This window comes from Streptomyces mobaraensis, assembly GCF_020099395.1.
Classification (GTDB): domain Bacteria; phylum Actinomycetota; class Actinomycetes; order Streptomycetales; family Streptomycetaceae; genus Streptomyces.
Genome location: NZ_CP083590.1, coordinates 1,390,060 through 1,412,962, shown reverse-complemented (window position 1 = coordinate 1,412,962; position 22,903 = coordinate 1,390,060). Strand labels below are relative to the sequence as shown.

24 protein-coding genes are annotated in these 22,903 nt (G+C 70.1%); 8 read left to right on the top strand and 16 right to left on the bottom strand.

Annotated features, from left to right (window positions below; translation table 11 throughout):
* Window positions 1–13 precede the first annotated feature (13 nt).
* The 8 genes from K7I03_RS05945 to ccrA all read right to left on the bottom strand — a co-directional run bounded on the left by K7I03_RS05945 (window position 14) and on the right by ccrA (window position 9,466).
* On the bottom strand, window positions 14–1,279 hold the full coding sequence (locus K7I03_RS05945) for an IS110 family RNA-guided transposase (RefSeq protein WP_398856255.1): 1,266 nt from the start codon (window positions 1,277–1,279) through the stop codon (window positions 14–16).
* A gap of 443 nt (window positions 1,280–1,722) precedes the next feature.
* Window positions 1,723–2,577 carry a CDP-diacylglycerol--serine O-phosphatidyltransferase gene (pssA, locus tag K7I03_RS05940; RefSeq protein ID WP_004945535.1) on the bottom strand — a complete coding sequence of 285 codons (855 nt, stop codon included), beginning with the start codon at window positions 2,575–2,577 and terminating at the stop codon, window positions 1,723–1,725.
* Window positions 2,564–3,220 carry a phosphatidylserine decarboxylase gene (locus K7I03_RS05935; protein ID WP_185943551.1) on the bottom strand — a complete coding sequence of 219 codons (657 nt, stop codon included), beginning with the start codon at window positions 3,218–3,220 and terminating at the stop codon, window positions 2,564–2,566. The genes pssA and K7I03_RS05935 overlap by 14 nt, the downstream gene beginning before the upstream one ends.
* Before the next feature lie 191 nt (window positions 3,221–3,411).
* Entirely contained in the window at window positions 3,412–4,617 is a 1,206-nt protein-coding gene (locus K7I03_RS05930) for an acyl-CoA dehydrogenase family protein (RefSeq protein ID WP_185943550.1), read from the bottom strand.
* Window positions 4,618–4,624: 7 nt separating this feature from the next.
* Window positions 4,625–5,137, bottom strand: a complete 513-nt coding sequence (locus K7I03_RS05925) for a MaoC family dehydratase (RefSeq protein ID WP_185943597.1) — start codon at window positions 5,135–5,137, stop codon at window positions 4,625–4,627.
* Between the two features lie 5 nt (window positions 5,138–5,142).
* A complete protein-coding gene (locus K7I03_RS05920; RefSeq protein ID WP_224346910.1) occupies window positions 5,143–6,117 on the bottom strand; it encodes an HpcH/HpaI aldolase/citrate lyase family protein in 975 nt (324 codons plus the stop codon).
* Complete coding sequence (locus tag K7I03_RS05915; protein ID WP_185943548.1) at window positions 6,114–8,129, bottom strand: protein meaA; 2,016 nt, start codon at window positions 8,127–8,129, stop codon at window positions 6,114–6,116. Before K7I03_RS05915 ends, K7I03_RS05920 begins: the two co-directional genes overlap by 4 nt.
* Window positions 8,129–9,466 carry a crotonyl-CoA carboxylase/reductase gene (gene ccrA / locus K7I03_RS05910; protein ID WP_185943547.1) on the bottom strand — a complete coding sequence of 446 codons (1,338 nt, stop codon included), beginning with the start codon at window positions 9,464–9,466 and terminating at the stop codon, window positions 8,129–8,131. Before ccrA ends, K7I03_RS05915 begins: the two co-directional genes overlap by 1 nt.
* Window positions 9,467–9,971: 505 nt before the next feature.
* Between ccrA and K7I03_RS05905 the strand changes: the two genes are divergently transcribed.
* The 4 genes from K7I03_RS05905 to K7I03_RS05890 all read left to right on the top strand — a co-directional run bounded on the left by K7I03_RS05905 (window position 9,972) and on the right by K7I03_RS05890 (window position 13,457).
* Complete coding sequence (locus K7I03_RS05905; protein ID WP_185943546.1) at window positions 9,972–10,616, top strand: dihydrofolate reductase family protein; 645 nt, start codon at window positions 9,972–9,974, stop codon at window positions 10,614–10,616.
* 167 nt (window positions 10,617–10,783) lie between these two features.
* Entirely contained in the window at window positions 10,784–11,362 is a 579-nt protein-coding gene (locus K7I03_RS05900) for a class I SAM-dependent methyltransferase (RefSeq protein WP_185943545.1), read from the top strand.
* Between the two features lie 242 nt (window positions 11,363–11,604).
* Window positions 11,605–12,513, top strand: coding sequence for a zinc-binding dehydrogenase (locus tag K7I03_RS05895; protein ID WP_185943544.1), 909 nt, complete (start codon window positions 11,605–11,607; stop codon window positions 12,511–12,513).
* A gap of 26 nt (window positions 12,514–12,539) precedes the next feature.
* Window positions 12,540–13,457 (top strand): AraC family transcriptional regulator, encoded by a 918-nt coding sequence (locus K7I03_RS05890; RefSeq protein ID WP_185943543.1) that lies wholly within the window; start codon window positions 12,540–12,542, stop codon window positions 13,455–13,457.
* 224 nt (window positions 13,458–13,681) lie between these two features.
* Here K7I03_RS05890 and K7I03_RS05885 read toward each other — a convergent pair whose 3' ends face one another.
* Window positions 13,682–14,668 carry an alpha/beta fold hydrolase gene (locus tag K7I03_RS05885; protein WP_185943542.1) on the bottom strand — a complete coding sequence of 329 codons (987 nt, stop codon included), beginning with the start codon at window positions 14,666–14,668 and terminating at the stop codon, window positions 13,682–13,684.
* Between the two features lie 144 nt (window positions 14,669–14,812).
* On the opposite strand from K7I03_RS05885, the gene K7I03_RS05880 reads away from it, so the two are divergent.
* On the top strand, window positions 14,813–15,418 hold the full coding sequence (locus tag K7I03_RS05880; RefSeq protein ID WP_185943541.1) for a helix-turn-helix domain-containing protein: 606 nt from the start codon (window positions 14,813–14,815) through the stop codon (window positions 15,416–15,418).
* Between the two features lie 244 nt (window positions 15,419–15,662).
* Here the strand turns inward: K7I03_RS05880 and K7I03_RS05875 are convergent, their stop codons facing one another.
* The 6 genes from K7I03_RS05875 to K7I03_RS05850 all read right to left on the bottom strand — a co-directional run bounded on the left by K7I03_RS05875 (window position 15,663) and on the right by K7I03_RS05850 (window position 21,200).
* Window positions 15,663–16,538 carry a geranyl diphosphate 2-C-methyltransferase gene (locus K7I03_RS05875; protein ID WP_185943540.1) on the bottom strand — a complete coding sequence of 292 codons (876 nt, stop codon included), beginning with the start codon at window positions 16,536–16,538 and terminating at the stop codon, window positions 15,663–15,665.
* Window positions 16,539–16,553: 15 nt separating this feature from the next.
* Window positions 16,554–17,948, bottom strand: coding sequence for a family 2 encapsulin nanocompartment cargo protein terpene cyclase (locus K7I03_RS05870; RefSeq protein WP_185943539.1), 1,395 nt, complete (start codon window positions 17,946–17,948; stop codon window positions 16,554–16,556).
* Window positions 17,949–18,030: 82 nt separating this feature from the next.
* Window positions 18,031–19,446: a family 2B encapsulin nanocompartment shell protein gene (locus K7I03_RS05865; protein WP_185943538.1), complete on the bottom strand. Its 1,416-nt coding sequence runs from the start codon at window positions 19,444–19,446 to the stop codon at window positions 18,031–18,033.
* Between the two features lie 499 nt (window positions 19,447–19,945).
* A complete protein-coding gene (locus tag K7I03_RS05860) occupies window positions 19,946–20,140 on the bottom strand; it encodes a DUF397 domain-containing protein (RefSeq protein WP_185943537.1) in 195 nt (64 codons plus the stop codon).
* A gap of 15 nt (window positions 20,141–20,155) precedes the next feature.
* A complete protein-coding gene (locus K7I03_RS05855; RefSeq protein ID WP_224347392.1) occupies window positions 20,156–20,287 on the bottom strand; it encodes a DUF397 domain-containing protein in 132 nt (43 codons plus the stop codon).
* Complete coding sequence (locus tag K7I03_RS05850) at window positions 20,244–21,200, bottom strand: helix-turn-helix domain-containing protein (RefSeq protein ID WP_185943536.1); 957 nt, start codon at window positions 21,198–21,200, stop codon at window positions 20,244–20,246. Before K7I03_RS05850 ends, K7I03_RS05855 begins: the two co-directional genes overlap by 44 nt.
* Window positions 21,201–21,373: 173 nt before the next feature.
* Here K7I03_RS05850 and K7I03_RS05845 point away from each other — a divergent pair, with 173 nt between their 5' ends.
* The 3 genes from K7I03_RS05845 to K7I03_RS05835 are packed head-to-tail and all read left to right on the top strand — an operon-like array spanning window position 21,374 to window position 21,934.
* Complete coding sequence (locus K7I03_RS05845) at window positions 21,374–21,556, top strand: hypothetical protein (RefSeq protein ID WP_185943535.1); 183 nt, start codon at window positions 21,374–21,376, stop codon at window positions 21,554–21,556.
* Window positions 21,549–21,767, top strand: coding sequence for a hypothetical protein (locus tag K7I03_RS05840; protein ID WP_185943534.1), 219 nt, complete (start codon window positions 21,549–21,551; stop codon window positions 21,765–21,767). The genes K7I03_RS05845 and K7I03_RS05840 overlap by 8 nt, the downstream gene beginning before the upstream one ends.
* Window positions 21,761–21,934, top strand: coding sequence for a hypothetical protein (locus tag K7I03_RS05835; protein WP_185943533.1), 174 nt, complete (start codon window positions 21,761–21,763; stop codon window positions 21,932–21,934). Before K7I03_RS05840 ends, K7I03_RS05835 begins: the two co-directional genes overlap by 7 nt.
* Window positions 21,935–22,098: 164 nt before the next feature.
* Here the strand turns inward: K7I03_RS05835 and K7I03_RS05830 are convergent, their stop codons facing one another.
* Window positions 22,099–22,827 (bottom strand): SDR family NAD(P)-dependent oxidoreductase, encoded by a 729-nt coding sequence (locus K7I03_RS05830; RefSeq protein ID WP_185943532.1) that lies wholly within the window; start codon window positions 22,825–22,827, stop codon window positions 22,099–22,101.
* Between the last annotated feature and the right edge of the window lie 76 nt (window positions 22,828–22,903).

The following is a 22,903-nucleotide window of genomic DNA, read 5'->3' as shown; positions in this document are numbered from 1 at the left end:
TCTATGTCCTTCGTCAAGTGAGGCGTGGGGCTCGGGGTTCGTAGAAGGTGCCGTCGCGGAGCATCGCGAACAGCACGCTGATGCGGTGGCGGGCGAGGCGGAGGAGAGCCTGGGTGTGGGTCTTTCCGCGGGCTCGGCATTTGTCGTAGTAGGTGCGGGAGGCTGGGTCGTGCAGGGCAGCGAACGCGGAGAGGAACATCGCGCGTTTGAGCTGGCGGTTTCCGCCCCGGGGTGCGTGTTCGCCGTGGATCGAGGTGCCGGACGACTTGGTGGCCGGGGCGAGGCCGGCGTAGGAGGCGAGGTGAGCGGCGGTGGGGAAGCTGGTTCCGTCGCCGACGGTGACCAGCAGGACGGCGGCGGTCCTGACCGCGACCCCGGGCATCGAGGTCAGGACCTTGGCAAGAGGGTGGGCCTCCAGCAGGGTCTGGATCTGTGCTTCCAGAGCACGTCGTTGCTCGTGGACGGCGGCCAGGGAACGGGCCAGAGACGGGATCACGATGTCGAGCGTGCCCGTGCCCGGGACCACGACGGTCTGCTCGTCGAGCGCGTCGAAGACCTCGTCGATCAGCCGCTGGGCCATGCGCGGGGCCTTCGGCCGCACCAGCTCGACGAGCCTGCGGCGTCCGGCTTTGCGCAGGGCGGCCGGGGAGCCGTGGCGTTCGAGCAGCCAGGTGACGGCCTGGTGGTCGAGCCGGGGGCCGAGCACGCGCTCCAGCGAGGGGTGGAACTGGGTGAGCAGGCCGCGGATGCGGTTGGAGGTGCGGGTGGCCTCGGAGGCAAGGTCCTGGTCGAAGCCGGCCAGCACGGTCAGCTCGGCGGTGATCTCGTCGGTCAGCTCCAGCGACCGCAGGGTGTGCGGCATGGTGCGGGCGGCGTCCGCGATGACGGCGGCGTCCTTCGCGTCGGTCTTGGCCTCGCCCGGGTAGAGGTCGGCGATCCGCCGCATCGCCAGTCCGGGCAGGTAGGCGACCTTGCAGCCCGCGTCGCGGGCGACCGTCAGGGGCAGGGCGCCGATCGAGGCGGGCTGGTCCACCACGACGAGCACGGTCCCGAACTTCGCGGCCAGCTTGTCGAACACGGCTCGCAGTTTCGGCTCGCTGTTGGGCAGGGGCTTGTCGAAGACCTTCTTGCCGGCCGGGGTCAGCCCGTGGCCGTGGTGAGCGGTCTTTCCGACGTCCAGGCCGAGGAAGACACCCACGCCGTCGCTGTCGTGCAACCCATCCTCCCGAACGGGGGCTCGTGCCGTGCCGGCCTTGACGTCGGCGCCGTACTCGCGCATCCACGTTATGCAGACCTGCCGCCCGCGAACGGCTCAGCGTTGCACCGGGCCAGGCGGTGGTCGGACCTCTCATCAGCGTCTTCGACGGCACCCCTCGGGCCCGGTGACACCACCCCCCAGGTCATCCGTTCGACAGGGGGGAACAGTCATGCCGGGCCCGGAGGCCAGCGGCCCTCTTGCAGGACCGCGAAGAACATAACGGGGGTGCCCCGGTCCCGCCCTTTCACCGTTTCTTGCGGGAGGGCCCGCACCCCGGCAAGCACCTTCGGTGCTTGTCCTCAAACGCCGGACGGGCTAAATCCAGCCCGTCCGGCGTTTGAGGACAGCGCGCGCAGCGCGCTTCGGGGGTGCGGGGGCTTGCCCCCGCAAGAAACGGTGAAAGGGCGGGACCGGGGCACGAAAAAGGCCCCGGGCTTCCGCCCGGGGCCTCAAACGAAAAACGACTACGGCAGCTGCGCCGCCCGCGCCTCCCGCCGGTTATCCCGGAACGTATTCACCCGCCGCGCCGTCGCGAACAGCGGAATCACCGCCCCGAGCACAACCTGCAAAGCACACCCCGTCTGCAGCAGCAGCTCCCCGCCCGGCGCGTCGAACGCCCAAGCGGCCAGCAGTCCCATGCTGAGAACGATCCAGCTGAGCATGGCGACGGCCAGTCGCCCGCGCGGCTTCGGGTACTCGACGCGGCTCACCATGAGCCACGCGACCCCCACGATCGCCAGCAGGGTCGGCACGAAGGGCAGCTCCAGCAGCACCACGGAGACGACCGTCAGCGCGCCGAACGGGCTCGGCATGCCCTGGAAGATCCCGTCCCGCAGCGTGACGCAGGAGAAGCGGGCGAGCCGTAGGACGACCGCCAGCAGCACGACCACCGCGGCCACCGCGGAGACCTTCTGGTGCGCGCCCTGGGCGACGACGCCCCAGACGACCACGAAGTACGCGGGGGCGAGGCCGAAGCTGATCAGGTCGGAGAGGTTGTCCAGCTCCGCGCCCATCGCCGAGCTGCGCAGCTTCCGCGCCACCAGGCCGTCGAACAGGTCGAAGACGGAGGCGAGCAGCATCAGCATCACCGCGGTGGCGGCGTTGTTGCGCGCCATGCCGCCGTCCTCGTTGTTGGTGAGGTGCGGGATGAGGATGCCGGTGGTGGTGAAGTACACCGCCATGAAGCCGCAGATCGCGTTGCCCAGGGTGAGGGTGTCCGCTATCGACAGCCGCGTGGAGAGCGGCATGTCGTCGACGTCGTCCTCGGGTTCCGCCTCCGGAACCCAGGTGGCCTGTGTATCGGGATCAATCACGGTCAAGGCGGGTCACTCCTGCTGTCGTGGCCTGTCCCACCTCGACGGCCGCCTCGACGCCCTCCGGCAGGTAGACGTCGACGCGCGAGCCGAAGCGGATCAGGCCGATGCGCTCGCCCTGCTCCACCTTGGTGCCCTGCGGCACGTAGGGGACGATGCGGCGGGCGACGGCGCCGGCGATCTGCACCATCTCGATGTCACCGATCTCGGTGTCGAAGTGCCAGACGACGCGCTCGTTGTTCTCGCTCTCCTTGTTGAACGCCGGAACGAACCCGCCGGGGATGTGCTCGACCGACGTCACGGTGCCGGCCAGCGGCGCGCGGTTGACGTGGACGTTGAGCGGGCTCATGAAGATCGCGACGCGGGTGCGGCCGTCCTTCCAGGGCATGATGCTCTGCACCACGCCGTCGGCCGGGGAGATCACCCGGCCCTGGGCGATCTCGCGTTCCGGGTCGCGGAAGAACCACAGCATGCCGGCGGCCAGCGCGGTCGTCGGCACGGCGAGCGCGGCCCAGCGCCCGGAGCGGCGGGCGCGCGTGAGGCTGACCGCCGCCGTGGCGACGGTGGGGAGGAGCCACGGCGATGCTCCGCGCGCGAGGCGTACACCGAGGAGGCTGTCGCGTGGTGCAGAGGTAGAGCTGTGGGGCATGGGTGACCTTCGTAGCGGAGGGTGCCGCATAGCGATCGGGGGACGGCGGCTTTCCGGCGATGCTATCGGTTGCGACCGACAACTGGCTAAGCGCCAGGGCCAGTAGGTGGCCGGACATCGATGACAGAGTGTGATCTACTTCTCGACAAATCCTCTACGAAAGCCCCTCATTTCGGACAATTCCTACTGCTTCACCCCTGAATTCGGTACTCCTCCAGGAGTCGCCGACCGATGATCATTTTCTGGATCTCGGCCGTTCCCTCCCCGATCAGGAGCATCGGGGCCTCCCGGTAGAGGCGCTCGATCTCGTACTCCTTGGAGAAGCCGTAGCCCCCGTGGATGCGGAAGGCGTCCTCCACGACCTCCTTGCAGTACTCGGAGGCGAGGTATTTGGCCATCCCGGCCTCCAGGTCGTTGCGCTGACCGGAGTCCTTGGTGCGGGCGGCTCTCACCATCATCGCATGGGCCGCTTCGACCTTTGTCCCCATTTCGGCCAACTTGAACTGAATGGCCTGGTGCTGGGCGATGGCCTTCCCGAATGTGTGACGCTGCTGTGCGTAGGCGACGCCCAGTTCGAACGCACGCTGTGCGACGCCGCAGCCACGCGCCGCGACGTTCACGCGGCCCACCTCGACGCCGTCCATCATTTGGTAAAAGCCACGCCCGGTGGTCCCGCCGAGCACGCGGTCGGCCGGCACCCGCAGGCCGTCCATGATCAGCTCAGTGGTGTCGACGCCCTTGTAGCCCATCTTGTCGATCTTGCCGGGGATGGTGAGACCCGGTTTGACCTGCCCGAATCCGGGCTCCTTCTCCACCAGGAAGGTCGTCATCGACTTGTGCGGCGCCGAGCCCTCCGGCAGCCCCTCGTCCGTCCGGCAGAGCACCGCCACCAGCGTCGACGAGCCGCCGTTGGTCAGCCACATCTTCTGGCCGGTGAGGACGTACTCGTCCCCGTCCCGGACGCCCTTCGACGTGATGGCCGACACATCGGAGCCCAGCCCCGGCTCGGACATCGAGAACGCGCCCCGCACCTCGCCGGTGGCCATCCGCGGCAGGAAGTACTCCCGCTGCTCCTGCGTCCCGTGCTGCTTGAGCATGTAGGCGACGATGAAATGGGTGTTGATGATCCCCGACACGCTCATCCAGCCGCGGGCGATCTCCTCCACGCAGAGCGCGTATGTGAGAAGCGACTCACCGAGCCCGCCGTACTCCTCCGGGATCATCAGCCCGAAGAGGCCGAGTTCCTTGAGGCCCTCGACTATCTCGGTCGGATATTCGTCGCGGTGCTCCAGGTCCGTCGCGACCGGAATGATCTCCTTGTCGACGAAGTCCCGGACCGTGGCGAGGATCTCCCGCTGGACGTCCGTCAGTCCCTCGGTCTGTGCGAGGCGGCCCATGCCCATCTCACTTCTCCCGGACGATCGGCTCGGGGCGGCCGGGCTGCTCGCCGCCGCGCTCCTTGATGTACGTGGCGGTGGGCACCATCACCTTGCGCCGGAAGACGCAGACGAGCGTGCCGTCCTGCTTGTAGCCGCGGGTCTCGACGTACACGATTCCCCGGTCGTTCTTCGACTTCGACGGCGTCTTGTCCAGCACCGTCGTCTCGCCGTAGATCGTGTCGCCGTGGAACGTCGGCGCCACGTGCTTCAGCGACTCGACCTCCAGGTTGGCGATCGCCTTTCCCGACACGTCCGGCACCGACATGCCCAGCAGCAGCGAATAGACGTAATTGCCGACGACGACGTTCTTCCCGAAATCCGTCGTCCGCTCCGCGTAGTTGCTGTCCATGTGCAGCGGGTGGTGATTCATCGTGAGCAGACAGAAGAGGTGGTCGTCGTATTCGGTGACCGTCTTCCCGGGCCAGTGCTTGTAGACGTCGCCGACGGTGAACTCTTCGTAGGTCCGGCCGAACTGCATACCGCTCACGCCTCCGGGATCTCGAACTTGGACGTACGGGACATGCCGGCCGCACGGCCCTTGCCCGCGATCACCAGCGCCATCTTCCGGCTGGCCTCGTCGATCATCTCGTCGCCGAGCATCGCCGAGCCCTTGGCGCCGCCCGCCTCCGAGGTGTAGTACGCGTAGGCGTCGAGGATCAGCTCGGCGTGGTCGTAGTCCTCCTGCGACGGCGAGAAGATCTCGTTGGCGAGCGCCACCTGGTCCGGGTGCAGCACCCACTTGCCGTCGAAGCCCAGCGCCGCCGACCGCGCCGCCACCTCGCGGTAGCCCTCGGGGTTGCGGATCTGGAGGTAGGGGCCGTCGATCGCCTGGAGGTCGTGGGCGCGGGCCGCCATCAGGATGCGCATCAGGATGTAGTGGTAGGCGTCGGCGCCGTAACCGGGCGGCTGCTCGCCGACGACCAGGGACTTCATGTTGATGGAGGCCATGAAGTCGGCCGGCCCGAAGACGATGGTCTCCATGCGCGGCGACGCGGCGGCGATGGCGTCCACGTTCACCAGGCCCTTGGCGTTCTCGATCTGCGCCTCGATGCCGATCCGGCCGACCTCGAAGCCCATGGTCTTCTCGATCTGCGTCAGCAGCAGGTCCAGGGCGACGACCTGCTGGGCGTCCTGGACCTTGGGCAGCATGATGCAGTCCAGGTTCGGGCCCGCGCCCTCGACGACCGTGACGACGTCCCGGTACGTCCAGTGGGTGGTCCAGTCGTTGACGCGCACGACCCGGGTCTTGCCCGTCCAGTCGCCGTTGTTGAGCGCGTCCACGATCGTGTGGCGGGCGCCCTCCTTGGCGATCGGCGCGCAGGCGTCCTCCAGGTCGAGGAAGACCTGGTCGGCGGGGAGGCCCTGGGCCTTCTCCAGGAAGCGGGGGTTGCTGCCGGGGACGGCGAGGCAGGAGCGGCGGGGGCGGAGCCGGTTGACGGTGAGGGGGGTGCCGGTCATGCGGAGACCTCCAGGGGGTCGAGCGCGTTCGCTGTGCGGATCTCATCGACGATACGGCCGATGATCTCGGTGATACCGAAGTCCTTCGGGGTGAAGACCGCCGCCACCCCGGCCTCCCGGAGCGCGGCGGCGTCGGCGGACGGGATGATCCCGCCCACGATCACGGGCACCTCGCCCGCCCCCGCCGCCCGCATCCGGGCCAGCACGTCGGGGACGAGCTCGGCGTGCGAGCCGGAGAGGATGGACAGGCCGACGCAGTGCACGTCCTCCGCGACGGCCGCCGCGACGATCTGCTCGGGGGTCAGCCGGATCCCCTGGTAGACCACCTCGAAGCCGGCGTCGCGGGCCCGTACGGCGATCTGCTCGGCGCCGTTGGAGTGCCCGTCCAGGCCGGGCTTGCCGACCAGTAGCCGCAGCCGGCCGGTACCCAGGTCCGACGCGGTCCGGGTGACCTTCTCCCGGACGGCGGCCAGCGGAGTGCCCGCCTCCGCCGTGACGGCCAGCGGCGCGCCGCTGACGCCCGTCGGGGCGCGGAACTCGCCGAAGACGTCGCGGAGCGCCCAGGCCCACTCCCCGGTCGTCACCCCGGCGCGGACGCACTCCAGGGTGGCGGGCATCAGGTTCTCGGAGCCGGCCGCGGTCTTCTTCAGGACGGACAGCGCCTCCTGCGCGCGGAACTCGTCCCGGTCGTCCCGCCACCGGTGCAGCGCCGCCACCACCCGTGCCTCGTTGTCCGGGTCCACCGTCATGATCGCGGTGTCCAGGTCGGCGGTGAGCGGGTTGGGCTCGGTGGTCTCGAAGCAGTTGACCCCGACGATCTTCTCCTCGCCCGACTCGATCCGCGCCCGCCGCTCGGCGTGCGAGGAGACGAGCTGCGCCTTGAGGTAGCCGGACTCGACGGCGGCCATCGCGCCGCCCATCTCCTGGATGCGGTCGATCTCGGCCAGGCTGTCGGTGACCAGCCCGGCCACCTTCTCCTCGATCACGTGCGAGCCGGCGAAGATGTCGTCGTACTCCAGCAGGTCGCTCTCGTGCGCCAGCACCTGCTGGATGCGCAGCGACCACTGCTGGTCCCAGGGGCGCGGCAGGCCCAGCGCCTCGTTCCAGGCGGGCAGCTGGACGGCGCGGGCGCGGGCGTCCTTGGAGAGGGTGACGGCCAGCATCTCCAGGACGATCCGCTGGACGTTGTTCTCCGGCTGCGCCTCGGTCAGGCCGAGGGAGTTGACCTGGACGCCGTAGCGGAAGCGGCGCTGCTTGGCGTCCTCGATGCCGTACCGCTCCCGGGTGACCTGGTCCCAGATGCGGCCGAACGCCCGCATCTTGCACATCTCCTCGACGAAGCGGACGCCCGCGTTCACGAAGAACGAGATGCGGGCGACGACGTCCCCGAACCGCTCGGCCGGCACCTGCCCGGAGTCGCGCACCGCGTCCAGCACCGCGATGGCGGTGGACATGGCGTACGCGATCTCCTGCACCGGGGTGGCCCCGGCCTCCTGGAGGTGGTAGCTGCAGATGTTGATCGGGTTCCACTTGGGGATGTGGGCGACCGTGTACGCGATCATGTCGGTGGTCAGCCGGAGCGACGGACCCGGCGGGAAGACGTGCGTCCCGCGCGACAGGTACTCCTTGACGATGTCGTTCTGCGTCGTCCCCTGGAGCGTGGTGACGTCCGCGCCCTGCTCCTCCGCGACCACCTGGTACATCGCCAGCAGCCACATGGCGGTGGCGTTGATGGTCATGGAGGTGTTCATCCGCTCCAGCGGGATGTCCTGGAACAGCCGCCGCATGTCGCCCAGTTGCGATACGGGCACCCCGACCCGGCCGACCTCGCCGCGGGCGAGGACGTGGTCCGGGTCGTAGCCGGTCTGCGTCGGCAGGTCGAACGCGACGGACAGGCCCGTCTGGCCCTTGGCGAGGTTGCGGCGGTAGAGCTCGTTGGACGCCTCGGCGGTGGAGTGGCCGGCGTACGTCCGCATCAGCCAGGGGCGGTCCTTCTCGCGGCCGGAACCCATCAGACGTTCCGGAAGCGGTTGATGGCCTCGATGTGCCGGGCCCGCATCTCCTCGTCGCGCACGCCCATGCCTTCCTCCGGGGCCAGCGCCAGCACGCCGACCTTGCCCTGGTGGAGGTTGCGGTGGACGTCGTACGCGGCCTGGCCGGTCTCCTCCAGCCGGTACGTCTTCGACAGCGTCGGGTGGATCTTCCCCTTGGCGACCAGCCGGTTGGCCTCCCACGCCTCGCGGTAGTTGGCGAAGTGCGAGCCGACGATCCGCTTGAGCGACATCCACAGGTAGCGGTTGTCGTACTGGTGGTCGTAGCCGGAGGTGGAGGCGCAGGTGACGATCGTGCCGCCCTTGCGGGTGACGTAGACGGAGGCGCCGAACGTCTCGCGGCCGGGGTGCTCGAAGACGATGTCCACGTCCTCGCCGCCGGTCAGCTCGCGGATGCGCTTGCCGAACCGCTTCCACTCGCGCGGGTCCTGGCTGTGCTCGTCCTTCCAGAACCGGTACCCCTCGGCGTTCCGGTCGATGATCGCCTCGGCGCCCATCCGCCGGCAGATCTCCGCCTTCTGCTCGCTGGAGACGACACAGATCGGGTTGGCGCCGCCGGCCAGCGCGAACTGCGTGGCGTACGAGCCGAGTCCGCCGCTCGCGCCCCAGATCAGCACGTTGTCGCCCTGCTTCATCCCGGCGCCGTTGCGCGACACCAGCTGCCGGTACGCGGTCGAGTTGACCAGGCCCGGAGCCGCGGCCTCCTCCCAGCTGAGATGGTCCGGCTTGGGCATCAGCTGGTTGGACTTCACCAGCGCGATCTCCGCCAGGCCGCCGAAGTTGGTCTCGAAGCCCCAGATCCGCTGCTGCGGGTCGAGCATCGTGTCGTTGTGCCCGTCGGCCGACTCCAGCTCGACGGAGAGGCAGTGCGCGACGACCTCGTCCCCCGGCTTCCAGGCGTTGACGCCGGGGCCGGTGCGCAGCACGACGCCCGCGAGGTCGGAGCCGATGACGTGGTACGGCAGGTCGTGGCGGGCGGCGAGCGGCGAGAGCCGGCCGTAGCGCTCCAGGAAGGAGAAGGTCGAGACGGGCTCGAAGATCGAGGTCCACACGGAGTTGTAGTTCACCGAGCTGGCCATCACGGCCACCAGCGCCTCGCCGGGCCCGAGTTCGGGCACCGGCACCTCCTCGACGTGCAGGGACTTGCGCGGGTCCTTCTCCCGGGTCTCCAGCCCGGCGAACATGTCCGCCTCGTCCTTGTGCACGGTGACCGCGCGATACGACTCGGGGATCGGCAGGGCGGCGAAGTCCTCGCTGGTGGTGTCGGTGGCGAGGATGGCGTCGAGTATCTGGTTCACGGTAGTGCCTCCGGCGAAGCGCGTTCTCGGGGAAACGGCTTGAGGGAACGTCGGGGGATGGTGCCGTCGGTTCGGTGGGGTGGCGCGGGAGCGCGCGGGGTGGCCGCGCAGGCGGTACGTGTGCCTGGTGACGCAGGCGGTCCGGGCGCACAGGTGGTGCTTGTGGGGACAGCCGGCACACGACGTGTGGTGTCTGTGCGCCGGCCGCCCGGACGCCATCAAGGTATGGCACGGCGTGCCACTCGACAAGACACTCGGTGCCAGAAAATTGAGACACCTGTCACCGGGGGTTCACAGATGAGCGGGCGTTGTCGGCAGGAATGGTGGATATGCCCGATTGTGGACGCCATCGGTGACGGTCGGAGGACCGGCCGCTGGGCTGGGGCGTCCCCCTTCCGCCTTCCGGAGCGCCGTGCAAGGGGACGGGGGGTTGCCCGGCCGATTCGTTGATCGGCAGGTGGCGTCCCGCGTAGGTTGACGCGCACCGACAGCACGGGAGGAAAGCGTGGCCCAGCTACTGAGAGTCCAGAACTTCAATGTCTCAAGTGACGGCATCGCCGCCGGGGAGGACCAGAGCCTGGAGCGCCCGTTCGGCCACGTCGAGCCCGAGCGGCTGTTCGCCTGGGCCGGTGCCACGGCGAGCTGGCCCATGCGTACCGACCCCGGCGGCAGCCGGGGCCTCGACGACTACCTCACACGGGACTTCTCCCGCAACATCGGTGCCGAGATCATGGGCCGCAACAAGTTCGGTCCCCAGCGAGGGCCCTGGCAGGACCACGAGTGGCGCGGCTGGTGGGGCGAGGAGCCGCCCTTCCACACCCCGGTGTTCGTCATGACCCACCACGAACGCCCCTCCTTCACCCTCTCCGACACCACGTTCCACTTCGTCGCCGGCGACCCGGCCACGGTCCTGGAGCGGGCACGGGAGGCGGCGCGGGGCAAGGACGTCCGGCTCGGCGGCGGGGCCACCACCATCCGGCAGTTCCTCGACGCCGGCCTCGTCGACACGATGCATGTGGCGGTCTCGCCGGTGAAACTCGGGACCGGGGTACGGCTCTGGGAGTCCCCCGACGAGCTCCTCGACCGGTTCCACCTCGATGTCGTGCCCAGCCCGAGCGGCGTGACGCACCACTTGTTCTGGCGGAAGTGACGCGAGGCGGTTCTCGGTTCGCGTGGGTCCGGGCGTCGGGGCGCCCGGACCATGAGCGTATGAGCTTGGTCCCTTTTCGCTCCGGTTCCGCTCCGGCCACCGGCCGGTGACGTGGGAGCGGCTGAGAATGGGGGATGACGTCAAGCCCCGCATCTCACGGAGAGCCGATGGACCCGCTGACCGAATCCGTCGCCGTCTACAGCGACCACGCCGACGCGTACGCGGCCGAGCACGCGCCGAAGATGGCCGATCGTGTCGAACGGTTCGCGGGCTCCCTGCCCGTGCCTTCGCTGATCCTCGACGCGGGGTGCGGCCCTGGTCGTGACCTCGCGCGGTTCCGGAAGTACGGGCACGTGGCGCGCGGCGTCGACCTCAACCCGGTGTTCGTGGAGATGGCCAACGCCCACGCGCCGGCCTCCGCATGCGACCTGCGCGAGGTCGGGACGCGGTTCCCGGCCGGGACCTTCGACGGAATCTGGTCCTCCGCGTCGCTCGTCCACCTCGACACGGCGGACGTGGTGAACGTGCTCGGGCAGTTCGCCCGACTGCTGCGCCCCGGGGGCCGCCTGTACGCGTGCCTGAAGGCCGACGGCCGGACGGGCTGGCTCGACGAACCCGACGGCCGGCGGTGGTACAGGGTCTGGGACCCGGACGAGTTCGCCGCCGCGGTGGCCGGTGCGGGCTTCACGGTCGACGCCGTGGACCCGGGTCCGTATGTCGAGGTCTGGGCGACGCGCGGCAGTTGATCACCGGGCCGGGCGGCGGCGGGCTCGGCGTACTCGAGGGTCTTTGGTTCGACGCCGCGCGCGAGCCGCACCGCTACAGATCGTCGCTGCTACAGATCGTCAACTGATCGACTCACACGGGGCTGGTCGCTGTGCTGGGCCTGCATAGGGTTTCGAGGAGGCGGCAGTGCGCGGCATTCGCGCACTCCGTCCACTGCCGCGCCGCCCGTTGAGGCGCATCCTCGAACGAAGGAAACACACCCATGCGCGCCCTTGTGGTCGATCACGGCGAGGCCGGGCCCGTCCGGTTCGCCGATGTCGATGAGCCCGTGCCGTCCTGCGACGAGGCGTTGGTCGAGGTACGGCACATCGGTCTCAACTTCGGAGAGCTGAACTATCTGCACCGGTGGCCGGCCGGCGCTGTGCACGGTCATGACGCGGCCGGCGTCGTGGTGCGTGCCGCGTCCGACGGCTCGGGGCCACCCGAAGGGACGCGCGTCGCGCTGGGGATGTCCGCCCACGCGTGGGCGGAGCGGGTGGCGGTCCGCCCCGCCTCGCTCGCCACCGTCCCCGAGGGCGTGGATCTGGCCGACGCCGCCGCGCTGGGGATCGCGGGAGTCACCGCGCTGCGGGTGCTGCGCAAGCGTTCCCTGCTGGCGCGCGACGTGCTGGTCACCGGCGCCAGCGGGGGCGTGGGGCACTTCGCCGTGCAGTTGGCGGCGTTGGCGGGCGCCCGGGTGACGGCGCTCGTGGGCTCGCCGGAACGGGCCGCCGGCCTCCGCGAGCTCGGGGCCGACCAGGTCCTGACCGACCTGGCCCGGACCGAGCGCCGGTTCGACCTCGTCCTGGACACGGTCGGCGGGCCGCTGGTGGCCCAGGCGTGGGGTTGCCTCGCCGAGGGCGGCACCCTCCACCTGGTCGGATACTCCTCGGGGCGGGACACCACGTTCCCGTCAGGGACCTTGTTCGGCTTCGGCGAACCCCGCACCATCGCCACCTACGGCGACATGACGCCGACCAGCGGGGAACTGACGGACCTGCTGGGCCTCATGGCCGCCGGAAGGCTCTCGGCACCGGTCGGACTGCGCGGCGACTGGCAGGACGTGGACGACGCCGTCCGGGCGCTGTTCGCGCGCACGGTGCACGGAAAGATCGTTCTCGACGTGGCCTGACACCCGCCGACGACGAGGACGGAACGATGGACGTACTCGCACAAGCCCTGCGTGTATCGGGTGCGCGAGGCGCGCTCGGGGTCGTGCTGAAAGCCGGAGGAACCTGGGGCCTGTGGCTGGAGCCCTCCCCGGCAGCGGCACTGCACGTGGTCTCCCGCGGCACGATGTGGCTCCATCTTCCGGGCGGGAAACCCCTGGAGGTACGGGCAGGAGACGCCGTCCTGCTGGCACCGGGCACCGCCCACGGCATAGCCGCCGGATCCGGTACGACGATGAGCCCCTGTGACCGCAAGGCGACGGACCAGGCCCTCACCGACGGCAGCCCCCTGCACCTGGGCTCGACGCCGGCGCGGACGGAAGTGCTCGTCCTGCGCTACGAGCAGGACCCGGAGGTGACCACGCCGGTACTCACCTCCCTCGCCCGGCCGATGCACGTCACAAGCCGGGAGAACGCACAGCTCCGCAACACCGTCGAACTGCTCACGGCCGAGCTCGCACAGCCGCAGATCGGCACCACCGCCGCCGTCAACAGCATCGTCGACCTCCTGCTCATCCAGTTCATACGCGTCTGGCTGGCCCGCCACCCGCAGGAGCGGACCGGCTCATGGCCGGCCGCGACGCGCGATCCGGTCGTGCGCGACGCCCTGACACGCATCCACGCCCGGCCGGAACACCCCTGGACCACCGCATCCCTGGCGGCCGCGACGGCGGTCTCCCGAACGACACTGTCCAGACACTTCCGCTCCGCGCTCGGACAGACGCCGGGTGCGTACGTGACGCAGTGGCGCATGGACCTGGCATCCGTCCGCCTCCGCGACACCGACGAGCCCGTCGAGTCGATCGCCGACGCGGTCGGCTACGCCTCCCCGCACGCTTTCAGCCGCGCCTTCCGACGGGCCCGAGGCATGCCCCCGGGCGAGTACCGTTCCCGGCTTCGCAAGTGACCGCAGGCGGCCGATCACCGGCGGCACATGAGCACCCCCTCGGACTGCCGGTCGCCCCTCGATGCGGATGGCGACCTGCGGATTCGTGAGCGGTTCCGGGGTGTTCGCAGGATCCTCGCAACTGGTCATGAGTGAGAATCACGCGGCACCCGGCCGTAGCCGCTGCGCGTGGACAGGCGGGCCGAACTGTTCCGTGTGCAGAAGCCGCGGCCGCGCCCGGCGGTTCAGCCCGTGAGGCTGTTGAGCCAGCCGGTCAGCAGACGGTTGATCTCCTCGGGGCGTTCCTGCTGGATCCAGTGGCCGCAGCCCTCTACGAGGTGGGAGGCGGTCAGACCGGGGAGGGTGGTGGGGAAGGCGTCGATAGCGTCGGACATCCAGGTGGTGGAGGCGTCCAGGGTGCCGCCGATGAACAGGGACGGCTGCTTGATCGGGGCGTCGCGGTGGGGGGCGAGATCTTCCCAGTCGCGGTCCATGTTGCGGTAGCGGTTGAGGGCGCCGGTCAGACCCGTGCGCTCGAACTCTCCGGCGTAGACGTCGAGGTCGTCCTCGGTCAGCCAGGCCGGGAGGATGCCGGCGGGAAAACGGTCACGCAGCCGGCCGCCGTGGGCGACGAAGTGCGGGTCGGGCTCGCCCTGGGCGGGCATGGTGTCGGCGGACAGGGCGGCGTAGAAGCCCGCGAGCCAGCCTCGCACGTCAGGCTCGATCTCCGTCTCGGCGCGGCCGGGCTCCTGGAAGTAGGAGACGTAGAACTCCCGCTCGGGGCCGCCGATCCGGCCGAAGATGTCGGTGGGGCGCGGGCCGCCGGGTGGCGCGTACGGGACGCTCAGCAGGGCGACGGCCCGGAAGACCTCGGGGTGGAGCAGGGCGGAGGTGGCGGCGATGTTGGAGCCCCAGTCGTGACCGACGACCACCGCGTTCTCCTCGCCGAGGGCGTGGACGAGGGCGACGTTGTCCTCCACCAGGTCCAGCATCCGGTAGGCGTCGGTCTCCGCAGGCTTGGAGGAGCGACCGTAGCCGCGCACGTCGATCGCCACCGCCCGGTAGCCGGCCGCGGCGAGGGCCGGGAGCTGGCGGCGCCAGGAGTACCAGGACTCGGGGAAGCCGTGCACGAGCAGGACCAGCGGGCCGGTGCCCTGCTCGACCAGGTGAAGGCGCCCGGCCGGGGCGTCGACGATGCGGTGACGGAGTGCGGCGGACGGCTCGGGCTGCATGGGGGCTTCTCCTCGGTTCGCGGGTGGACGCGGGTACGCACCGATCATGCGGCGCAGCGACCGTCCACCGCGATGACCCTTGCCAATCTGGCAAACTCGCGGGACAGGATGGTGGAGCGGCACGTCCGGAAGGGGACAGGGCGGGTGACAGGCGACGACGTGGCCGACACGCTGGCGGCGATGGGCCCCCGGCTGCGGGCCGCGCGTGAACACCGCGGCTCCACGCTCGCCGGCGTCAGCTGCGCGACCGGCATCTCCCCGAGCACGCTGTCGCGGATCGAGACCGGCCGACGCAAGCCCACCCTGGAAGTGGTGCTGCAGTTGGCGAAGGAGTACGGCGTCTCCTTGGACGAGCTGGCCGGCACCGCCCCCGCCGCCGAGCCCCGCACCTCCGCGCTCCAGCGTTTCGGCGACGACAAGGCGGTGCTGCCGCTGACCCGGTACGTCGGGGGCCTGCACGCCCACAAACACGTCCTCCCCGCCGTCCAGGAGCCGCCCGCGCGGCCCCGGCAGGTCTCCCACGACGGCTGGGAGTGGCTGTGCGTCCTGTACGGGCGGCTGTGGCTCGCACTCGGCACTCGGGACCTCGTCCTGAGTGCCGGGGACGTCGCCGAGTTCGACACCCGCGATCCCCACGGGGTCGCGAACGCCGGCCCCGGCGGCCCGGTCGAGTACCTGATCATGTTCGGGCCGCAGGGAGAGCGCCTGCGACCGCGCACCCCGCCCGCCCCCGGCCCCAGGGCCCGGTAGCAAGCAGCGAACGAACGGCCTGACGTCCCGGATACACCTAGGGTGCCCGCCACGCCGGCCACGGCGGTGATCACTGAGCTGAGGTGCGCCAGGGAACTCATGGCCGGGTTGCTGCCCGTCCCCGGCCGCCGCGATATCAGGGTTCACCCCTGGCACTGCCGTGCGAACTCCGGTCGGGAGTCTCCGCCGTGGAGTCCCCGGCCGTGGACTCCGCCGTGGGGGCGTTCCTGACGGTGCCGCCGGGTCAGACGCGGTCGGCCGCGATCAGCACGTACTGGAAGGAGCCGTCCCGGTACGACTCGATGAACGCCTTCTCGATCCCGGTCACCAGCGAGGACGTGGCCCGCAGCTCCCAGTACGGCAGGGTGTCGGGGGTCAGGTCGATCACGGTCTGCGGCACCAGCCGGTTGTCGGCCATGGCCCGCAGGTACTCACGGCGGGAGTGGATGTTGCACTCGAAGTGGGCGTTGATCTGGGAGACCCACTTCGACGGCTGGCCGTAGCGGGGGTTCCAGCAACCGGTGATGGTCACGTACCGGCCGCCCACCTTGAGGAAGCGGGAGTGCTCCGCGAACAGGTCGTGGAGGTCCACGTACATGGTCGACTCGTTGTTCCACGAGGCGGCCACGCTGCCCTTCTCGAACGGGGTGTCGAGCATGTTGCACACGCGGGAGCGCACGTGGTCCTGGATCCGCAGGTCCCGTGCCCGGTTGTTGCCGAAGTCGGCCTGGGTGGCGGACAGGGTGACGCCCTCGACCCTGCAGCCGAAGCGCCGGTGAGCCATGACCATGCATCCGCCGCGCCCGCAGCCGGCGTCGACGAGGATGTCGTCGCTCTTGACGGGGCCGAGGTGGTCCAGGAGGAAGTCGGCCTGAGCGGACTCGAGCCGGTGCAGCTCGGCGATCAGCTTCTTCTCGTACTCGCTGTGTTCCGGGTCGCCCAGGGCGTCGTGGTTGACGGCGCCGATGCCGTAGTGATGGTGGTAGAGCCCGTCCACGTCGCCGAGGCGCAGGTTCACCGGCCTCGCCTCGTTGTTCCAGTACCGGGCGATGTCCTTCTGGTAGGGGGTCGCCGGGGCCGGGATCGTCGCGGCGGCGGTGGGGACGATTTCCGTGGTCATAGAGGTGTCCGTTCTTTACCAGAAGTCGGGCAGGCTGTAGCGGTAGGTGTTGGTGCGGTGCCAGTCGTGGTTGCCGTCGACCCAGGTGGCCACACCCTTGAGGAAGCGCACCACGGTGGGCAGCGGGCACGCCGCGGCGAGCTCGGCCGCCGCCGCCTCGAAGGCGTGCATGAGGTCGTTGTGGATCTCGACCGCCTTGAGGTAGGCGTCGCGCTCCGAGAGCTGTTGGCGTTCGGCGAGGACAACGGGCAGGTTCAAGTGCCTGCCGGGGCTGGCGAGTTCCTTGGTGTACGAGTACAGGTCGTTGACGATGGTGGTCGCGTTCCCGGCCAGCGCGATGACCCGCTGCATCTCCGGGCGTGCGTGCAGGTCCGCCGGGAGCTCGTAGCCTCCGACAAGGTCGGTGATGGTGGGGCAGGGGCGGAAGTTGTTGAACTGGCGCATGGCCAGGTACTCCCACACCTCCGGGTCGTGGTCGGTCTCGGCCCAGGCGGCCTCGGCCAGGTAACCCAGGTGCAGCCGGGCCATGTCGTGGCGGAAGCGGTCGGCCTGGGAGGGCGTGGCCATGCGGACGAAGTAGTCCATCGCGCTGCGATAGGCGCGCCGCGGGGCGTCCGAGCCGAGCGACTCCTCCCACGCCGCCGCGTACTCCGGGGTCGTGTGGAGCGGGTCCAGCGCGGTGTGGGCCAGGAGAAGGCGTCCACCGAGGCCGACGGGCGAGCCGCCGTGGTCCTCGCAGTAGCAGTCGTCGACGGCGTTCTCCGCGACCATCATCCGGGTGGCGATCATCAAGTGATCGACCGTGGGGGCGTCGGGGTGGCAGCCGACCATGTACCGCCCGACCGAGAAGCCGTCGAACTGGCCCTCCCACTCCTCGGGGTAGAGCCGCACCTCGTCCTCGGCCCAGCGCTTGATCCGGCGGCTCACCTCCTCCACGCGGACGGGGTCGGGCTCCGGGATGGGATGGTGGTACAGCCCGGGTACGGCCTGTCCTTCGGCGGGCGGGGCCGGGACGGGCTCCGGCGGCAGCCGGGGCGAGGCGAGGGCCGAGGACAGGGCCAGGGACAGCGCGGCGGTGCCCAGGCCGCTCGGCCCACCCAGGATCCGTTGGGGATCCGGTCCGGCTGCCGGTTCGGGTGGTGTGACCGCTCCCGCGCCGGGGACCGGCGGAGGCGGGGGCGAAGGGGGAGGCGGCGAAGGCGCGGGGGCCGGTTGCGAACGGCCGGCCAGGGACAGGGCGGTCGTGCCCAGCCCGGTGGGCCCGCCCAGGACACGCCGAACGGGTTCGGCGGCGGCTTCGGCGGCGGGTACGGAGGGCGGGGCAGGCGGCGCGGGGACGTCCGACACTGTGCCGGCCGGCCTCGACGGCTGAGCGGGGACGGATGGTCCACGGGGCCCGGGAACGGGCATCTGCTACTCCTCGTTGCGGTGGGGTGAGCGCTCGTGCGGCGTGGACGGGCGCGTCGGCCCGCTTCGCGCGGCGGGCGTGCCCTCAGTCGCGTCCGCGGGCGATCTGCACGTTCTCCATGACCCCGAGTGCGTCGGGTACGAGCACCGCGGCGGAGTAGTACGTGCTGACGAGGTACGAGGCGACCGCCTGCTCGTTGATGCCCATGAAGCGCGCCGAGAGGCCCGGCTCGACCTCGTCCGGCAGCCCCGTCTGCCACAGGCCGATGACCCCTTGGTTCTTCTCGCCCGTGCGCATGGCGATGATGGAGCTGGTCTGCTCCTTGCTGATCGGGATCTTGTTGCAGGGCAGGATCGGGACCCCGCGCCAGGCCGGGACGGACTGTCCGCCGAGATCGACGTGGTCCGGGTAGAGACCGTAGGCGTTGAAGCCGCGTCCGATCGCGGCGATCGTCCTCGGGTGGGCGAGGAAGAGCTTGGTGCCACGGCGGCGGCAGAGCAGATCGTCCATGTCGTCCGGGGTCGGCCGGCCGGAGTGGGGCTGGATGCGCTGCTTGAAGTCAGCGTTGTGCAGCAGCCCGAACTCACGGTTGTTGACGAGCTCGTACTCCTGGCGTTCGCGCAGCGCCTCGATGGTCAGCCGGAGCTGCTCCTCCGTCTGGTCCATCGGCCCGTTGAAGAGATCCGCGACCCGCGTGTGGACCCGCAGAATGGTCTGGGCCACCGACAGTTCGTACTCACGCGGCGTGAGCTCGTAGTCGACGAAGGCCTTCGGCAGATCGGCCTCGCCGACGTGCCCGGCAGACATGGCGATCTCGGCCTCACCGTGCTTGTTCTGCCGTCGCTGCGCGGCGGCGGCGAACTCGGTGACGTGGGCGCGAAGACCGGGCACGGAGTCCTGTACGGCGGCGAAGTCCGCACGGGAGAGCGTGAGAAGGGTGCCGGAGGTCTCGGCGGTGGCCGTGTAGTCGTAGCGGGCGTCGGAGTCCAGCAGGGCGTCCGCACCGAAGTGGCCGCCGTCCGCGAGCACCGCGAGGGAGGTCTCTCCGCCGTACTTGCCCTCACCGAGCTGCCGGACACGTCCATGGGCGATCAGATGGATCCGGTCCGCCGGGCTGCCGCGTTCGACGATCACCTCACCGGCCGTGAAGTCCCGCTGTTCGCAGCGATCCGCGAGAGCGGTGAGGGCGGCCACGTCCTCGAAGCCTCGCAGCAGGGCCAGTTCACCGAGTTCGCGGGGGATCACACGGACCGTGGCACCCTCCTGCACGAACTCGATGCACCCGTCGCCGACGGTATGACGCAACCGTCGGTTGACCCGGTAGGTGCCGCCCTTGGTCTCGACCCAGGGGAGCATCCGCAGCAGCCAGCGGGAGGTGATCTCCTGCATCTGCGGGGCGGACTTGGTGGTGGTGGTGAGGTTGCGCGCGGCGGAGGTACTCAGCGACTGCTGCGGCGCGTCCGGCGCGGCCTCGGGTCCCGGGCTGCTGTCCACGGTCATCGGGGTGGGCTCCTTGCCTGGCCGGGCGGCCGGCGCACCGGTGTGCGCCGATGACGGAAGACGCGGAGGATCCGGCAAGAGGGAGGGACGATTGCGGTGATCCATCCGCCAATCAGCACGGTAATGGCCGGTCGGGTCGACTGGCCCGGGTAGCCCAGCAGTTTCCTTCGAAGCGGTGATATTCTTTCGAATCCGGTTTATCTGATCATGAAGCGATATCGCGCCGCCTTCATCGGCCGGCGGCGGACCACGCAGGCCGGGTGCCGCACCCGATCGACGCCTCACGCCGACGCGGACACGCAGGATGCCGTTCTGTTCGAGAGCAGGGTGCCGGAGCCGGCCGGGCAGGTGGCCGGCTTCGGCGGGCATCGCCGCGAGATCGACCGCGATCCGTCCCCGGCCACTCCACGCCCGTCGAGTCGGGACGACAGGCCGGGGACGCGATCCGGCGGCCCGCACGGGGAAAGTGCCTTCCTGCCGGGCGGGTTGAGGCCGCAGGCTAGGCGCTGAAGGCTCCGCCCTTGATGGCGGAGACCAGGTCCGCGAAGGCGCTCGCGGGGATGTGCAGTAGGGGGCCGGTGGGGCGTTTGCTGTCGCGGAGGGGGATGATGCCGGACGTTGCGGAGGCGGGGGCCCATTCGACGCAGTTTGCGCCATCACGGTCGCTGTAGCTGCTCTTGACCCATGTGTTCATGTCGGCGGCCTCCCGTCAGGATTTGAGGCTTCCGTCTTTGACGGAGGATATGAATCCAGTGAACGCGGCTGCGGGGAACCGCAGGGCGGGACCGTTCGGCGTTTTACTGTCCCGGACGGGGGTGGAGCCGGGGGTACCTAGGCCGATTTCGATGCAGTTTCCGCCGTCCTGATGACTGTGGCTGCTTTTCACCCAGCGTACGACGCTTGTGGCGAGTGTCATGGCCTCTCCCATACTCTTCCATCACATCTCTGATGAACGCAGCGGAATCCCTTGTCGACAGGCTGTCCGCCCTGAGCACATCATAGGTCCGTGAGTGGCGTGCGACGACTGCCGGATCATCGCTGAAATGTCCGCGGTCCAGGGACTCGCTGTACACCCACTGGTGACCGTCAGGCAGTTGGATGAGAGAGATCGGCGTCTTGGGCCGGATGAGTTTCGGGTCATGCACAGGTGCCACTTGAATGCGAACGTTCGGGAGTTCCCCGGCCTTCAGGAGGAAAGCGCACTGTCCGTACATCACTTGTGCGCTCCCCATAACGCTGCGGATTGCGCTCTCGTCCAGCACGGCGACAAGGAGGGGGCCGGAGGGATCCCAGAATCGCTGCTGTCTGGCCAGGCGGGCGCGGACGCGCTCTTCGATCACAGGAGCGTCCGCTGCTCCCGTGCCCCGCGAGAAGAGCGCGCGCGAATACTCTTCCGACTGCAACAGCCCGGGTACGACCTGCGTCTCGAATTCGCGAATCGCCACCGCTTTGGCGTCCATTTCCCTGCGACGCTTGAACCAGTCCGGGAATGCCTCGTCGGGATACCAGTCGGTCTCCCGCCACAACTTGTACAGCGCACCGCCGGTGCCAAGCTTCTTGTCGCACCTCTTCACCAACTGTTCGCTCGGCACCCTGTCGCCGGTCTCGATGCGGCTCAGCACCGACCGTTCGCAGAGGATCTGCGGAGCCAGCGACTCCTGCGTCTCGTTGGCTGCTCGCCGGTAGTGGGCGAGCAGTTGGCCAAACGCGCGGCGCCCTCCCGGGGCGGAACTGGCGGCGTTGCGGGCGGACATGCCCCCTCCAACCCATGATCGCGTGTCGTGCCAGTGCGTCACTGGCACGACACGAAGTGTTGCGTGTCCACTGTGACCCACGCAACTCTCCTGGTGGGGCGTGCAGTTGCGCCCCGTGGCAAGGAGGAAGGCGCACAAATGATCGAGTTCGTGTATCGCGTGGGCGGTGCCGCATGACGCACATGTTCTTCGGGGTCGGGGCCCGGACGGTGCTCGTACCCAACCCCCATGTGCCGTGCACCGCGTGCACGCGCCTCACCGACGCGCGGCGCGCCGCCGAACGTGCGGGTGACTGGCCCCGCGCGGAGCGGCTGCGCCGCGAGGGCCTGCGGCACGCGGAGGCGCACCGTGGCTGACTGGATCCCCCAGCCGCTCGAACTCGTCCTCGACACCGAGCGCGACCGGTTCGGCGTCGTCGTCGGCTGGGACCACGACACCCGCCGGATCACCCTCCGCCCGCCGGAGGGCGGACGCACCTGGCACCCGACGCGGTACCGCCGCGCCACCACCACCGACAAGCTGCGCGCCCGCGTGAACAAGCTGAACAAGGAGGGACGCCCATGGTGACGCCGTGCGAGGCGTGCCAGTGGTGGGACGCCGTGATCGGGAGGACGGAGGCGCGGGTGCGCACCGCGCCGGACCGCTGGGAGCGGGCCACCGCCGAGGAGCACCGGGCCCAGTACGTCGCCAACCGGGCGGAGCACATTCACCGGGCCCACGCGGGACAGCGGTGAGGCATCACCGCCCCGTCCGGCGCTTGAGGACAAGCGGCGAGCCGCTCTCAGGGGGCGCGGGCCCTCCCGCAAGAAACGGTGAAAGGGCGGGACCGGGGCACCAGCCCGCCGCAGGCGCCCCCCCCCGCTCACCCCCCCCCGCTCAGAGCCGATACCGGCAGGGCCTACCACGGCACCGTCCGGCCCGAGCGGTCCAGATACGCCAGGCCGGACGTGCCCAGCCGGGACAGCAGGACGTCCACCAGCAGCGGTGCGCTCTCCTCGACGGTGTACGGCGCGTCGGGACCCCCGAGCGCCGTGCGGATCCAGCCCGGCGCCAGGAGGACGAAGCCGCGCCGGGGGTGCGTCCGGGCCTGCCGGACCGCGAAGCCGCGCAGGAACATGTTCAACGCCGCTTTGCTGCCCCGGTAGAGCTCGCGGCCGGCGGTCGTGTTGTTGGTGATGCTGCCCTGTCCGGAGGACATCGCTCCGATGAGGCCGGTGGGGGACACGAGGTCTTCGAGCGCCTCGATCGCGCGCAGGGGGCCGAGGGCGTTGGTGGTCATCACCGTGACGAAGTGGTCCGTGGCCACCTCGCCGATGGGCGTCCACTCGTCGCTCGTGGTACCGGCGTTGACGAAGAGGAGGTCGAGCGGGCCCCGTTCCGCGAGGCGCGCGTGCAGGGGCGGCAGATGGCCGGGCTCGTTGACGTCGAGGCGCTCGACGGCGACGCGGCCGTCGGTCCGCTCGGCGAGCTCGTGCAGGGGCGTGCGCACGGCGGTGTCGCGGACCGTGCCGGTGACGTTCCAGCCCCGCCGGATGAACTCGGCCGCCATCGCGTGGCCGAGGCCTCGCGAGGCTCCGATGATGAGGGCGGTCGGGGCGGGCCGCTCCGCGCTGCTGGTCGATGACATACGGCGGTGTCTCCGTTCTTCGGCGGTACGGAGTGAGTCTGCTCGCCGTGCCGCTCCGGGGACGGTCGGGGCGGGC